Here is a 14,105-nt window from a genome sequence, read left to right as displayed (position 1 = left end):
CTCGTTGGCGGCATACAGCCGCCGCGATTCGTACTGCAGCGTCACCATATAGAAGCTGCTGGCCAGCAAGGCCAACAGCAGGACGAGGTTCAGGCGCGTCATGCCCGCCGCCCCCCTGTCGCCCCTACCTTCCCCCCGGCGCGCGCCGCCCGCGGGGCAGCGGTGCGGGTCGCGGCGCGCATCACGGCGCTGCGCGCACGGGGGTTGGCCTGCACCTCGGCCGCGTCGGGCATGGTACGCGAGACGTGCGCCAGCAGCGGCGGGGGGGGCTCGACCATCGGGGCGCGCCGATCCACGGCCGGCCGCGCATGCCGGGCCATGAACTGCTTGACCATCCGGTCTTCCAGCGAATGGAAGCCGATCACCACCAAGCGCCCACCCGGGCGCAGCACGCTCAGGCTGGCGTCGAGCGCTTGTTGCAGCTCTTCAAGCTCGGCGTTGATGTGAATCCGAATAGCCTGAAATGTGCGCGTTGCAGGGTCCTTGCCCGGCTCGCGGGTTTTGACCGCACCAGCCACGATTTCGGCCAGCTCGGCGGTGGTTCGAACAGGCCCCCGTTCCTGTCGGCGACGATCAATCGCCTTTGCAATCGATGCAGCAAACCGCTCTTCGCCGTAGTCACGAATCACCTCCGTCATCTCGGCCACCGAGGCCGTGGCCAGCCACTCGGCGGCGCTCGGGCCGCGCGTGGGATCCATGCGCATATCCAGCGGGCCGTCGCGGCGAAAGGAAAAGCCGCGCGCCGCATCGTCCAGTTGCGGCGAGCTGACCCCCAGATCCAACAGCAGCCCGTCCACGCTGGCAGGTGCCAGCGTGGCCAGGGCCGAAAAACCCTGGTGCCGCACGGCCACGCGCGCGTCCAGCGCCGCCAGCGCCCGTGCCTGCGCGATGGCCTGGGGGTCTTTGTCGAACACCGTCAGGCGCCCTGCCGGCGACAAGCGCGCCAAGATCGCCCGGCTGTGACCGCCGCGACCGAAAGTGGCATCGATGTAGTGTCCGTCCGGTTGGATCTGAAGGGCCTCGACCGCTTCGTTCAACAAGACGGTGCGATGGGAGTGGGTCATCTGCACCGCCTGGCCCTCAGAAAGAGAAATCCTGGAAGGCCTCGGGCATCTCGCCCTGCATCGCCTCGGCCTCCTGCGCCGCGTAGGTGGCCGCATCCCACAGCTCGAAGTGGTTGCCCATGCCCAGCAGCATGGCCTCCTTGGTGATGCCGGCAGCCGCGCGCAGTTCGGGAGCGATGAGCACACGGCCCTGGGCGTCCATCTCCACGTCCTGCGCATTGCCCAAAAAGATGCGCTTCCACCACTGGGCCGACATCGGCAGCTGCGCGATGCGCTGGCGAAACGCCTCCCACTCCGGGCGGGGAAAGATCATCAGACAGCCGTGTGGGTGCTTGGTGATGGTGAGCTGGCCTGCCGCGGTCGCGCTCAGGACGTCGCGATGCCGGGTCGGCACCGAGAGCCGACCTTTGGCATCGAGACTGAGAGACGAGGCGCCTTGGAACACGGGTCAGGTCCGCAGATGGGATTCCACTTTTCACCACATTTTTTCACTAACTCCCACTGTAGCACCAAAAACCCGCACATCACAAGCCAGTCGCCGGGTTTTTTCATGCGAAATCAAAGACTTAAGGCCGACTTGCAGCGCAAGTCGGCCTTCAAAAAGCAGGAAAAATCAAGCGCTTGCAAAGCGACTTGAAAGCAGTGCCTGAGGATTCAGTCCGCGGACTTCAAAGGACAAAGCGCGACAGATCCTCGTCGCGCGCCAGTCCGCCCAGACGCGCCTCGACATAGGGGGCATCCACCGTGACGGTCTGACCGCTCAAGCGCGCGGCGTCGAAACTGACCTCGTCGAGCAGCCGCTCCATCACCGTGGCCAGTCGGCGCGCGCCGATGTTTTCGGTGCGCTCGTTGACCTCCCAGGCGATGGCGGCGATGCGGCGGATGCCGTCGTCGGTGAAGGCCAGCGTCACGCCCTCGGTGGCCAGCAGCGCCTGGTACTGGCGCACCAGGCTGGCGTGGGTCTGTGTCAGGATGGCCTCGAAATCCTGCACCGACAGGGGCTGCAGCTCCACCCGGATCGGAAAGCGCCCCTGCAGCTCCGGGATCAGGTCGCTCGGCTTGCTGAGGTGAAAGGCCCCGCTGGCGATGAACAGGATGTGATCGGTCTTGACCGGCCCGTACTTGGTCGAGACGGTGGTGCCCTCCACCAGCGGCAGCAAGTCGCGCTGCACGCCCTGGCGCGAGACGTCGGCGCCGGCCACATCGCTGCGCGAGGCGACCTTGTCGATCTCGTCGATGAAGACGATGCCGTTTTGCTCCAGGTTCTGGATCGCCTCGGCGCGGATCTCCTCCTCGTTGATGAGCTTGGCCGCCTCCTCCTCGATCAGCAGCCGGCGCGCCTCGGCGATGCGCAGCCTGCGCGTCTTGCGTCGGCCGAGGTTGAGCTGGCCAAAGAGGCCACGCAGTTGCTCGGCCATCTCCTCCATGCCGGCCGGCGTCATCACCTCCAGCTGCGGCTGCGGCGCGGCCACCTCGATCTCGATTTCCCTGTCATCGATCTGGCCCTCGCGCAGCTTTTTGCGAAACACCTGTCGCGCCGGTCCGTCGCGCTCGGCGTCGCCGTCGCGCGGCGGCGGCAACAAGGCGTCCAGAATGCGCTCCTCGGCCGCGTCCTCGGCACGTGTGCGCACGCGCGCCAGCGCCACTTCGCGCGTGAGCTTGACAGCCACATCGGCCAAATCCCGGATGATGCTGTCCACATCCTTGCCGACATAGCCGACCTCGGTGAACTTGGTCGCTTCTACTTTGATGAACGGTGCATGGGCGAGCTTGGCCAGGCGACGCGCGATCTCGGTTTTTCCAACCCCGGTCGGGCCGATCATCAAGATGTTTTTTGGTGTGATCTCGGGCCGCAGCTTCGCGTCCACCTGCTGGCGCCGCCAGCGGTTGCGCAAGGCAATGGCCACTGCGCGTTTGGCGGCTTGCTGGCCGATGATGTGGGCGTCGAGCTCGGAGACGATCTCCTGCGGCGTCATCGCAGCACTCATGCCAGCACCTCCACGGTGTGGTGTTGGTTGGTGTAGATGCACAGATCCCCGGCGATGCGCAGCGCCTCGCGCACCACGGTCTCGGCCGAAAGCGCCGTGTGCTCGAGCAGCGCGCGCGCAGCGGCCTGGGCGTACGCGCCGCCCGAGCCGATCGCAACGATGCCGTGCTCCGGTTCCAGCACATCGCCGTTGCCGGTGATGATGAGGCTCGCCGTGCGGTCGGCCACCGCCAGCATCGCTTCCAGCCGGCGCAGCACGCGGTCGGTGCGCCAGTCGCGCGTCAGCTCCACAGCCGCGCGCAGCAGGTGGCCCTGGTGCTTGTCCAGCTTGGCCTCGAAGCGCTCGAACAGGGTGAAGGCATCCGCCGTGGCGCCGGCAAAGCCCGCCAGCACCTGGTCGCGGTGCAGACGGCGGATCTTGCGCGCACTGGCCTTGACGACGATGGCGCCCAGCGTGACCTGGCCGTCTCCGCCCATGGCGACCTGAAACCGCCCCGGCTCTGCGGGATCGGGGCGGCGCACACAAAGGATCGTGGTGCCGTGAAAGACGGCACCGGCTGAGGATTCTCGTTCCATGCCCCGTATTGTCGCAGCCGGCGCGGTCACTGCCGCCGCATCCAGCAGCGGCGGACAAGTCCAGGTGTGCCAGGCGGCGGGCGCGTGGGGGCGCCTACTCTTGCCGACCCTGGGCCGAGCACACGGCTGCCTCGGTGGCAGCGGGAGCAGGCACACGCATGCGCTGGCCCGAACCCTCGGTGGCCTGCGGCGTCCAGTGCCGAGCCATCTGCGCCTCGATACGCGCGATCTGCTCGATGGTACGGGACGGGTCAGACTCGGGCGGTACCCCACCGCCGCGTACCCCAGCTGCGCCCGACAGGCTGGGCAGCATGACCGGTGGCGCATCGGCGGGCCCGGCCGCGGCGCGCTGGGCGTGGATCCACGCCCGCAGCTCGTTGAGCTCCTCGTGGCGCACCCGGTCGTTGTGGCGCTTGCGCAGAATGGCCGCTTTCAGGGCCCGTCGCTCCTCGTCCAGACCGCGCACGGCACTGTCTGGCGAAGCCCCCGCGCGCAGCCGCCGCCAGATTCGGCTCCACCAGCCGCCGCTGTCCAGGGGATCGTGCGGGGCAGACATGATGGCAGGTGAGGGGGCTGTGTCGGCCCCGCAGGGCCGGCGGGGCTCAGTCGCCGAACAGCTTTTGCTTGAGCTCGCGGCGCTGTTGGGCCTCGATGGACAGGCTGGCGGTCGGCCGGGCCAACAAACGGGCCACGCCGATCGGCTCGCCGGTTTCTTCGCAATAGCCGTAATCGCCGCTGTCGATGCGCGCCAGCGACTGTTCGATCTTCTTGAGCAACTTGCGCTCGCGGTCGCGCGTGCGCAGCTCCAGGGCATGCTCTTCCTCGATGGTGGCGCGGTCGGCCGGATCGGGCACGACCACCGTGTCCTCGCGCAGGTGCTCGGTCGTCTCGCCCGCGTTGTTCAGGATGTCCTGCTTGAGCGCCTGCAGCTTGCGCCGAAAGTAGGCCAGCTGGACATCGTTCATATATTCCGCGTCCGGCATGGCCAGAATGTCGGCATCCGTGAGCTGTTCGAGGGGCAGCTTCTTCCAGTTGTCGGCTCGTGCGGGGTCCTTGCGCAGCGCGGCGGCTGCGGGCGTAGCGGTCGTGGTCATGGCGGGTTCGGGTAAATAACTGGCCTTGGCCGCATGGGGATGGTGGGTCGGCGCAACGGCCTCGGTGGTCTGCGCGCGCATGGCCGCCTTCTCGGCACGGCGCATGGCCGCCGCAGAAGGCTTGCGCGCCGCGCGCGCCATCTCGTTGCCCCCGATCGCCTCGGACGGGCGCTCGGAACCGGCATCGTGGGATGGGGACGTGCTCGGCGGCGGACGGTTCTTCACGGCGCATCTCCTCTGGCTGGCCGGGTGCTGTCGCATTGCGGCGGCCCTGCAACCGCACTGTCGCGGGCGCACCCATGCAAATTGGGGGGCGATTGTAAGCGCAATCTCAACGCAATCGTCCGCACCGCTGCACGCGCGGCAACACGGGCACATGCCGCTTACGCCAGGGATTGCTCCAGGCCCTGCGTCAGGATGTCACGCGGCAGGTCGATGCCGATGAACACCATCTTGCTCTCGCGCTTTTCGTGGGGCTTCCACTGCGGCCCCAGGTCGCTGCCCATGAGCTGGTGCACCCCCTGGAAGATCACCTTGCGATCGGTGCCCTGCATATGCAGCACCCCTTTGTAGCGCAACAGCTTAGGCCCCCAGACCTGCACCACTGCACCCAAAAAGTCCTCCAGCTTGTTCGGGTCGAACGGCCGCTCGCTGCGCCAAACGAAACTCTGGACATCGTCGTCGTGGTGATGGTGCCGGGCATGGCCGTGCCCATGCTCGTGATGGTGGTCGTGCGCGCAGTGCCCGTGGTCGTGGTCGCAGTGGCTGTGGTCGTGGTGATCGTGCGTGTCCGCTTTCAGGAAGTCCGGATCGATGTCGAGCTTGGCGTTCAGGTTGAACCCCCGCAAATCCAGCACTTTGGCCAGCGACACTTGGCCAAAGTGCACGGTCTCGATGGGCGCGCGCGGGTTCATGTGCTTGAGGCGATGGATCAGCGCTTCGAGTGCGTCGGCCGACACCAGATCGGCCTTGCTGATGAAGATCTGGTCCGCGAAGCCGACCTGACGGCGGGCCTCCTGCCGGTCGTCGAGCTGCTGCTGGGCGTGCTTGGCATCCACCAGCGTCACGATCGAGTCGAGCAAAAAGCTCTCGGCCACCTCGTCGTCCATGAAGAAGGTCTGCGCCACCGGCCCCGGGTCCGCCAGGCCGGTGGTCTCGATGATCACGCGGTCGAACGCCAATTTCCCTTGGCGCCGCTGCTCGGCCAACTGCGACAGCGTGCTGCGCAGATCCTCGCGGATGGTGCAGCAGACGCAGCCGTTGCTCATCTGGATGATTTGCTCCTCGGTGTCGGCCACCAGGATGTCGTTGTCGATGTTTTCTTCGCCGAACTCGTTTTCGATGACGGCGATGCGCTGGCCATGCGCTTCGGTGAGGATGCGCTTGAGCAGCGTGGTCTTGCCCGAGCCCAGAAAGCCCGTCAGGATGGTTGTAGGGATGAGTGCCATGACATCAGTGTAGGGGGTCTGTCAAGCCCGGCGCCAGACCACCAAGCCCTTGAGATACTCGCCTTCAGGGAAGGCCAGCCCCGTGGGGTGATCGGGCGCACCGCCGTGGCGGGCCAGGATGGTCGCCTCCACACCCGCCTCCTGCGCGGCACTGGCGACGATTTTCTGAAACAGCTCCACCCCGACCGCGCCGGAACAGGAGTAGGTGAACAAAACGCCGCCGGGCTCCAGGAGCTTCAGCCCCAAGCGGTTGACATCCTTGTAGGCGCGCGCGGCACGCTCCAGGTGCGCGGCGGACGGCGCCAATTTGGGCGGATCGAGCACGATGGCGTCAAAGCGACGGCCCTCGGCCCAAAAGGCGCGCAGGCTGGCGTTGACATCGGCATCCAAAAAGGTGCAGCGCGCCGCATCGAAGCCATTGAGCGCCACATTTTGCCGCGCGCGCTCCAGCGCCGCGGCGGAAGAGTCGATCGACGTCACATGGCGCGCTCCGCCCGCAAGTGCCGCCACCGTGAAGCCGCCGGTGTAGCTGTAGCAGTTGAGCACCTCGCCAAAACCAAAGCCCCGCGTGCGCTCGGCGCAGTCGCGTCGGCTGTCGCGCTGATCCAAATAGTAGCCCGTCTTGTGTCCCTCGGCCACATCCAGGCTCAGACGCCAGCCGTTTTCGTGGATCACGCATTCCGTGGGCCCGCCGCCGCGCAGCCAACCGGTCACCGGCGGCAGGCCTTCGAGCTGGCGCACGCTCGCGTCCGATCGTTCGTACAGGCGACTCAGGCCCGTCACCCGCAGCAGCGCATCGGCAATCCAGGCTTTGTGCCGCTCGGCGCCACTGCTGCCAAACTGTGCCACGAGAACGTCCCCATACCGGTCGACCACCAATCCCGGCAGGCCATCGGACTCGCCGTGCACCAGCCGCACGCCATCGCTGTCGATGGACAGGCGCGCACGTAGGGCGATGGCTGCATGCAGCCGTCGCTCGAAAAAAGCCGCGTCGATGCGCTCGGCCTCGTCGAAGCTCCAGACGCGCACCCGAAGCTTGGAGCTGGGCGCATAGGCCCCCCAAGCCAAAAAGCGCCCCTCGGCACTTTCCACGCGCACCGTCTCGCCGGGATCGGCCCGACCGCGGTCGATGGCCCCATCGAATACCCAGGGGTGACGGCGCAGCAGCGAGCGTTCCTTGCCCGCCTTGAGTCGGATCGTCTTCATAAGGGGTGGATTGTCCCACCCCGAGCGGCAGACTCTCAGGGCCGCAAGTAGACGAAACCCTCGCGCGCCTGCAGCCGAGCCACCTCAGCCACGCCCGAGGGCACGATCTTCGCTTCCGGCAACAGCTTGGCCGCATCGATCTTGCGCGCCACCAAGGTGTTGTTGCAGACGCGAAAGTCGACACCCCGGTTGGACAAATCGGCCACCGCACCGGCAAAGGGCTGCTCCATCTGGTTGGTGGCACCTTCGAGCAGAAAGTCGATGCCCAGGCCGTGCGTGACGACCACGATTTTGGCCGACGGGTCGGCCGCCAGGTGGTTGCGGATGTTCTGCACCGCGCGCGAGGCCTGAGGGATCCCCTCGCTCAGATGGTAGACGACCTTGATGGCGTCGGCCGCCTGAGCCGCCGCAGCGAAGGCCAGTGATGCAAAAAACAGTGTCAGCGTGCGCCAGAGGGCTATCATGGATCGGTCTCCTGCCAATGTGAAGAATGCGAGATAGGGACGGGTTGTCACTCCCCGTCACCCTTCGCCACGCGGTTCATTGTCGCGCACGGAGATACCCGAGAGTCCATCGGGATTACCCGAAGAAGGGGGCAAAGCAGTGGGCGACACAAAACCCTCCCCGCCTGGGCCCGGCGCCGCCCCGGCGCCGTGACGCGCCCGCGGGTGGGCGGCCTCGTACACCCGGCTGAGGTGTTGAAAGTCGAGCCGCGTGTAGACCTGGGTGCTGGCGATGCTGGCGTGGCCCAGCAGCTCCTGCACCCCACGCAAGTCGCCACTGGACTGCAGCACATGGCTGGCAAAGCTGTGCCGCAGCATATGGGGGTGCACATGCACGGGCACGCCAGCCTCGGCCGCCCAGGCCGCCAGGCGGCGGCGGGCCACCTGCGGCGTGAGCCGCTCGCCACGGGCACCAAGGAAAAGCGCTGGCTCGTCCGGCATCCGCAGCCGTTGCGCGCGCACCGCCAACCAATCGGCCAGCGCCGTCAGGGCCGGGCCGCCGACGGGCACCGTGCGCCATTTGCCCCCCTTGCCGCACACATGGGCTTCGCCCGCTTGGGCATCGACCCACCCCCGGGCGTTGGGACCGGGCTGTACGTCCAGCCCGAGCAGTTCCCCCAGGCGCAAACCGCTGCCATAGAGCAGCTCGACCATGGCCCGGTCGCAGCGGCGTTGCGCCTCCCCAAGCGAGTGGTCGGTGCGGTCCTCGGGTGATGCCAGCGCCGGGCCGCGCGCGAGTCGCAAGGCCTCTTCCACCGTCAGGGCTTTGGGCAGCGGCTTGCCCGCTTTGGGTGGCCGCACGCCCTGCAAGGGGTGGCGGTCGCTGCGCCCCGTGCGCCCCAGCCAGTCATACAGCCCGCGCCAGCTCGACACCACCAGGGCGATGCCGCGCGGCTGCCGGCCAGCCGCGTGCAATTGCGCGATCCAGCGGCGCACCTGGGCGGGGGTCACGCTCTTCAAGTCGGTGCCTTCGGCCTGCGCACGGCGATACAGCTCGCGCAGATGTTCAGCATACAGCGCCTGGGTGCGTGCGGCCAGCCGCTTTTCCACCCGGACATGGGTCAGATAGTCCGCGATCAGCGCCAGATCGTCGGTCAGCGCATCCATGGCGGGCTGCGGCGCGGCACCGGCCCGGTCAGTCCGTTGCCGGCAGCAGGCGGCTCAACGCCGCAGCGGCCTGGTCACCGATGCGGGCCAGAAACTCGGTCCCCGCGCTGGCCTGGAACCGGCGCACATCGGGCGAGGCCAACACGAGCAGCCCAAAGGCGGGCGCGTCCGGCGCGCGCCGCAGCGGCAGCAGCGCCAGCGACACCGCGGCGTCGGGCTCGGCCAGCCACTGCACCGGCTCCACCCCTGGGTTGGCACCGCAAAACGGCTGGCGCAAGGAGGTGGCAAAGGCCCGGGCATCGTCGCTGGCGCCTTGGGCAAACGGCGCATCCGCCCACGGCGGGGCCACCCCCCACAGCTTGAGGGCAACCTGCGGGACATCGAAGCGCGCCGCCAACCCGTGCGTGACGGCGGCGGGCAGCGCGGCCGGGTCGTTGACCGCCAGCAATTCGCAGGTCCAGCGGTGCAGGCGGTCGAGCAGGCCGCTGTTCTCCTGGCCATGGCGGATCATCTCGGCCGCCCGCAGCTCGAGCTGGCGCAGCCGCTCGCGCAGGATCTCGACCTGCCGCTCCATCAAGCTGACCGCACGACCGACGTGCGGGCTGGCCAGTTGCACGGAGGCCAGCAGTTCGGCATGGCGCTCGAAAAAGCCGGGCGTATTGACCAGGAATTGGGCAATGTCGTCCTCGGTGATGGGCTGCAGTGGGGCGGTGGGGTTCAAGGGCGGGTCTCCGGGGTCTCCGACATGCGCCGCAGGCGCGCAGCCCCGATTGTGACGCAGGATGGGCGGCGCACGCACGGCTACAGCCCCGCCGCGCAGCCATCAGCGCAGGTCCGGTACATCCACCACGCCCGTGAACACCGGCTCGGCCGGCCCCGTCATCCGCACGGGGGATTGCCAGCCGTGCTGCATGGGCCATTCGATGGTCAGGCGCCCCCCCGGCAGATCCACATCCACGCGCTCGTCGAACCAACCCAGCCGAATGCCCGCCACCACGGCCGCACAGGCACCCGTGCCACAGGCCAGCGTCTCACCGGCACCACGCTCGTAAACCCGCAGCCGGGCGCGGTCGCGCCCGAGCACCTGCAAAAAGCCCACATTGACCCGGCGCGGAAAGCGCGGGTGCGACTCGATGGCCGGTCCCCACTGCGCCACCGGCGCGGCCTGCACGTCGTCGACACGCAGCACGGCGTGCGGATTGCCCATGGACAACACCGCCACCGGCACGGGTGCGGGGCCTGCTGCCGTGACGGCCAGCGGCCAGCGCGCCCAGGTGCCCTCGGGCATCGGCTGCAGGCCGGCGGAGTCGAATGGCACACGCGCCAGATCGAACACCGGCGCGCCCATGTCCACGGTCACACGCCCGTCGTCTTGCAGGGCCAGCGTCAGCACCCCGGCGCGCGTCTGCACCCGCACACAGCGCTTGGGCGTCAAGCCTGCATCATGCACATAGCGCACGAAGCAGCGCGCCCCATTGCCGCAGTTTTCCACCTCCCCACCATCGGCGTTGTGGATGACGTATTCGAAGTCCACCTCCGGCGTCGGCGCCGGGCGCACCGTCAGGACCTGGTCTGCGCCGACGCCGAAATGCCGGTCAGCCAGCCAGCGATACTGCGCAGCCGTCAAACCGTAGCGCTGGCGCGTCTCATCGAGCACGATGAAGTCGTTGCCCGCGCCCTGCATCTTGGTAAACGACAGCCGCATCAGCTCGCTTGCTCCGCCACGAAGATCTCCACCCGGCGGTTGCGTGCCCGCCCCTCGGCGGTGTCGTTGCTGGCGACGGGCTCACGCGATCCACGCCCGTCGATCGCGATGCGCCCGACCGCCACACCGCGCGTGGTCAGGTAGTCGCGCACGGCTGCGGCGCGCTGCAGCGACAGTGGGTTGTTGATGGCGTCGCTGCCGGTGCTATCGGTATGGCCGACGATGGTCACACGGGCCGCGGGATTGCGGTTCAGGCCAGCGGCAAAGGTGTCGAGCACCGACCGGAAGTGGGGCTTGATGTCGGCTCGGCCCACGTCAAAAGAGATGTCGCTCGGGATTTCGAGCTTGAGGCGGTTGTCGGCGGTCTGCGTCACCGCCACGCCGGTGCCGGCGGTGGCCTGCTCCATCTCGCGCTTTTGCTGCTCCATGCGGCTAGACCAAACATAGCCACCGAGCGCCCCAGCCCCGGCCCCAATGGCTGCACCACGCACCGCCCCCTTGCTGCCATCGGTCACCGCACCCAGCACGGCCCCGGCGGCCGCGCCGATCATGGCGCCCTTGGCGGTGCCGGACTGTTGCGCTTCGGACATGTTGGCGCAACCGCCCAGCGCCACGGCGGTGGCGAGCGCGGCAAGCCAAGCGGTGTGGAGCGGGCCGCGGGAAGGGCCTGGAGACGGTCTCTGGGAAGGGATGAAATCCAGCGGTGTCATGGCGAAACTCCTGCGTGATGCGCCCAACGGCGCGGGATCGCTACCATTGTGATCCAGATCCGCCTGGCCAGCCACTGCGCGGCCACTGCTGTTACCCACGGTGACAACCGATACACATCATGGTCCGTCCCCACCTGCGCCTGCGACCGCCCCAACCCCCTGCCCCCGCGCGACCGGCGGCGACCGTGCTGTTCGTGCGCGACGGCGACGCCGGCCTGGAGGTGCTGATGACCCGGCGCTCGGCGCACGCCAGCTTTGCACCCGGGGCCTACGTCTTTCCTGGCGGGGCCATCGACGAGGCGGACCGTGCCGCGGCCCACGATCCAGCCCTGGCCTGGCGACAGGACCAGGATGCTGCCCTGCGTCCGGCCCTGCTGGCCGCCGTGCGCGAGAGCTTCGAGGAGCTGGGCATACTGCTGGCCCGCGACGCACACGGCCGCTGGGTCGCCCCCGCCACCGTGGCTGCCCTGGACCGGCATGGCCCACTGCTGCCCCAGTGCCGGGCGCACGGCCTGACGCTGGCGTTGGACGCCTTGTGGTGGCTGGCGCACTGGATCACGGACCGCGACCTGCCCAAACGCTTCGACGTCCCATTTTTTATCGCCCGCATGCCGCCGCAGCAAACGCCGCTGGCCGACAACCGCGAGCAGTTCGAACCCGTCTGGGTCGCCCCGAGCGAGGCATTGCGCCGCCACGCGGCGGGGCACTTTCCCATGGTCTACCCGACCGTGCGCACCTTGGCGTATCTGCAGCGCTACCCCGACAGCGCAGCCCTGCTGGACGACTGCGCGGCCCGCCAGGGCCCACAGTGGGTCAGCTGCCCCCGCGCGGGCTGGCTCGGAGGGCAGGAAGCGCGCTTCATGGAACACGAGCCGCCTTTCGGCGAACTGGAGCTGACCTGCCCCGACGGGCAACTGGAACACCACCTGGACTGGCGGCATGACGCGCCGGTGGCCTTGACCCGCCATGTGCAGCGTCTGACCGCCCCCAACGCGGGGACCATGACCGGCCCCGGCACCAACAGCTATCTGGTGGGCGAGTCCGAGACCGGCTATATCGCCATCGACCCTGGGCCCAGCGACGCCGACCACCTGCAACGGCTGTTCGAGGCGGCGGGCGGCGACCTGCGCGCCATCGTCTGCACCCACTCGCACCCCGACCACTCGCCGGGCGCCTACCCACTGCAGACGCTGTGCCGCAGCGCTGGCCGCGACACCCCCCCCGTGCTGGGCCTACCCAGCGCGCCAACGGCGCGGGCGCACAGCCACTTCCGCCCCGAGCGGGCGCTGGCAGACGGCGAGCAGCTGGTGTTGTCGGCCACCGATGGCGACCCCCGTCATACCCTGCGCGTGCTGCACACGCCCGGCCACGCCGCCAACCACCTCTGCTTGGTGCTGGAGGAAGACGGCTTGCTGTTCAGCGGCGACCATATCCTCAATGGCAGCACCACGGTCATCGACCCGCCCGATGGCGACATGGATGCCTACCTGGCCTCGCTGCAGCGGCTGCGGGCGGCTTGCGACGAGTACGACATCCGCTACATCCTGCCGGCCCACGGCCATGTGCTGGGCAATGCCCCGCGCGCCATCGAACGGCTGCTGACCCACCGATTGCAGCGCGAGGCAAAAATTGCCCGCGTGCTGGCCGAACACCCCGACGGTGATCTGGCGATCTGGGTACGCCACGCTTATGATGACGTACCGTCCCAATTGTGGCCGGTGGCTCGCCGCTCACTGCTGGCCCATCTGCTGCGCCTGGACCGGGCGCGTTTCGGCCGCTGGATCGAGGATTGACCGTGAACACCTCACCTTGGCCCCAGCCGTGGCCCAGCCCAGGCTGGTGCGCTGGATCGCAGCCGGCGCGCGCTGAGCACCCTGGCTGCGTCGCACCAGGTCAAAAAGTGAAGTCTGCCGGTACGCCGGATTCTGTGCACGGGGCCCGAGAGCCCCATGTGACCGCCATTCCTCTGGGCCGCTGGTCACCCAAACGGCTCGATGCCACCTACCCGCCAGCACGGCCCGCGGGCCACGGGTCGGGGTTGCCCCCTGGCTGGCCTACTTGGTGTTGCTGCGCGTAGAGATTGCCGCGTTTCACCCCGGTCTGAACCGGCTCGTCTCTGTGGCTCTGATCCGCACCTCGCGGTGGAGAGGTGTTACCTCCTACGCTGCCCTGCGCAGTCCGGACGTTCCTCCAGCGCGCCCTTGCGGGCCATGCGCCAGCGACGGTCTGGCAGACTTCACCCGACTATTATCGCTGCTGCGCCCGCCGGGTGCTTGGCCGGCAGCGTCGGCCTGCGTATCATCCGCGCCATGCCCGATCACCACGGGCCCTCAGGACCCACTGCATGATCCGCCTTGCCGAACTGAAGCTGCCGCTGCAGGCTTTGCCTGTCGAAACCCGTCGCGCCGCCGATGCCCCGCCCGAAACCGCCGCCGATCGCGTACCGCCCCCGCACCCCATCGCCGCGCTGCGGGCGCTGGCCGCCCAGGCGCTGGACGTGCCAGCCAACGCCACCACCCCCTTCAATGTGTGCAAGCGCGCATTCGATGCACGGGGTGCGCAGCTCCGCGCCGACTACATCGTGGACGTGGGTCTGGCCGACCCCCTGCAGGAAGCGGCCGCATTGCAACGCTGGGCGGGACATCCGCACATTCAGCCCACGCCAGACATGACGTGGCAGCCGCCTGCGCGGGCCGCACTGGAGG

General features: G+C 68.4%; 14 protein-coding genes, 1 other RNA gene and 2 pseudogenes. 2 read left to right on the top strand and 15 right to left on the bottom strand.

Translation table 11 applies throughout. The features are described 5' to 3' along the window. From P3W97_RS09205 to P3W97_RS09140, 14 genes and pseudogenes are all read right to left on the bottom strand, one after another. Positions 1 to 102, bottom strand: a pseudogene (locus P3W97_RS09205) (cell division protein FtsL); the annotation flags it as partial. Beyond that, positions 99 to 1,064, bottom strand: a complete 966-nt coding sequence (gene rsmH, locus P3W97_RS09200; RefSeq protein WP_300846040.1) for a 16S rRNA (cytosine(1402)-N(4))-methyltransferase RsmH — start codon at positions 1,062 to 1,064, stop codon at positions 99 to 101. The gene rsmH and the pseudogene P3W97_RS09205, both read right to left, overlap by 4 nt. 16 nt (positions 1,065 to 1,080) lie before the next feature. Next, positions 1,081 to 1,509, bottom strand: coding sequence for a division/cell wall cluster transcriptional repressor MraZ (gene mraZ, locus P3W97_RS09195; protein ID WP_300846038.1), 429 nt, complete (start codon positions 1,507 to 1,509; stop codon positions 1,081 to 1,083). A 223-nt stretch (positions 1,510 to 1,732) separates the two neighbouring features. Continuing rightward, a complete protein-coding gene (hslU, locus tag P3W97_RS09190) occupies positions 1,733 to 3,052 on the bottom strand; it encodes an ATP-dependent protease ATPase subunit HslU (RefSeq protein ID WP_300846036.1) in 1,320 nt (439 codons plus the stop codon). Further along, positions 3,049 to 3,627 (bottom strand): ATP-dependent protease subunit HslV, encoded by a 579-nt coding sequence (hslV, locus tag P3W97_RS09185; protein ID WP_300846034.1) that lies wholly within the window; start codon positions 3,625 to 3,627, stop codon positions 3,049 to 3,051. The genes hslU and hslV overlap by 4 nt, the downstream gene beginning before the upstream one ends. Positions 3,628 to 3,721: 94 nt before the next feature. Beyond that, entirely contained in the window at positions 3,722 to 4,183 is a 462-nt protein-coding gene (locus tag P3W97_RS09180) for a hypothetical protein (protein WP_300846032.1), read from the bottom strand. A 46-nt stretch (positions 4,184 to 4,229) separates the two neighbouring features. Then, positions 4,230 to 4,946: an RNA polymerase-binding protein DksA gene (dksA, locus tag P3W97_RS09175; protein ID WP_300846030.1), complete on the bottom strand. Its 717-nt coding sequence runs from the start codon at positions 4,944 to 4,946 to the stop codon at positions 4,230 to 4,232. Between the two features lie 158 nt (positions 4,947 to 5,104). Next, positions 5,105 to 6,169 (bottom strand): GTP-binding protein, encoded by a 1,065-nt coding sequence (locus P3W97_RS09170; RefSeq protein WP_300846028.1) that lies wholly within the window; start codon positions 6,167 to 6,169, stop codon positions 5,105 to 5,107. A 21-nt stretch (positions 6,170 to 6,190) separates the two neighbouring features. Then, a complete protein-coding gene (locus P3W97_RS09165; RefSeq protein ID WP_300846026.1) occupies positions 6,191 to 7,375 on the bottom strand; it encodes a class I SAM-dependent methyltransferase in 1,185 nt (394 codons plus the stop codon). A gap of 35 nt (positions 7,376 to 7,410) precedes the next feature. Beyond that, the gene (locus P3W97_RS09160; protein ID WP_300846024.1) at positions 7,411 to 7,839 is read right to left on the bottom strand and encodes a DsrE family protein; all 429 of its coding nucleotides are present in this window, start codon (positions 7,837 to 7,839) and stop codon (positions 7,411 to 7,413) included. A gap of 57 nt (positions 7,840 to 7,896) precedes the next feature. Continuing rightward, positions 7,897 to 8,985 (bottom strand): tyrosine-type recombinase/integrase, encoded by a 1,089-nt coding sequence (locus P3W97_RS09155; RefSeq protein WP_300846022.1) that lies wholly within the window; start codon positions 8,983 to 8,985, stop codon positions 7,897 to 7,899. A gap of 28 nt (positions 8,986 to 9,013) precedes the next feature. After that, the gene (locus P3W97_RS09150) at positions 9,014 to 9,706 is read right to left on the bottom strand and encodes a DUF484 family protein (RefSeq protein ID WP_300846020.1); all 693 of its coding nucleotides are present in this window, start codon (positions 9,704 to 9,706) and stop codon (positions 9,014 to 9,016) included. Between the two features lie 102 nt (positions 9,707 to 9,808). Then, positions 9,809 to 10,690, bottom strand: coding sequence for a diaminopimelate epimerase (gene dapF / locus P3W97_RS09145; protein ID WP_300846017.1), 882 nt, complete (start codon positions 10,688 to 10,690; stop codon positions 9,809 to 9,811). Then, positions 10,690 to 11,280, bottom strand: a complete 591-nt coding sequence (locus P3W97_RS09140; RefSeq protein ID WP_300846042.1) for an OmpA family protein — start codon at positions 11,278 to 11,280, stop codon at positions 10,690 to 10,692. Before P3W97_RS09140 ends, dapF begins: the two co-directional genes overlap by 1 nt. Before the next feature lie 239 nt (positions 11,281 to 11,519). Here P3W97_RS09140 and P3W97_RS09135 point away from each other — a divergent pair, with 239 nt between their 5' ends. Next, a complete protein-coding gene (locus P3W97_RS09135; protein WP_300846015.1) occupies positions 11,520 to 13,193 on the top strand; it encodes an MBL fold metallo-hydrolase in 1,674 nt (557 codons plus the stop codon). A gap of 105 nt (positions 13,194 to 13,298) precedes the next feature. On the opposite strand, the gene rnpB is transcribed toward P3W97_RS09135, so the two are convergent. Beyond that, positions 13,299 to 13,638: RNase P RNA component class A (gene rnpB / locus P3W97_RS09130), an RNA gene on the bottom strand. A gap of 106 nt (positions 13,639 to 13,744) precedes the next feature. On the opposite strand from rnpB, the pseudogene P3W97_RS09125 reads away from it, so the two are divergent. Then, a pseudogene (locus tag P3W97_RS09125) lies at positions 13,745 to 14,105 on the top strand (FAD-dependent oxidoreductase); the annotation flags it as partial.

The sequence above is a fragment of the Tepidimonas sp. genome (assembly GCF_029335975.1).
Classification (GTDB): Bacteria; Pseudomonadota; Gammaproteobacteria; order Burkholderiales; family Burkholderiaceae_C; genus Tepidimonas.
The sequence above is the reverse complement of the archived record's forward strand: the minus strand, read 5'-3'. Positions and strand labels throughout refer to the sequence as shown.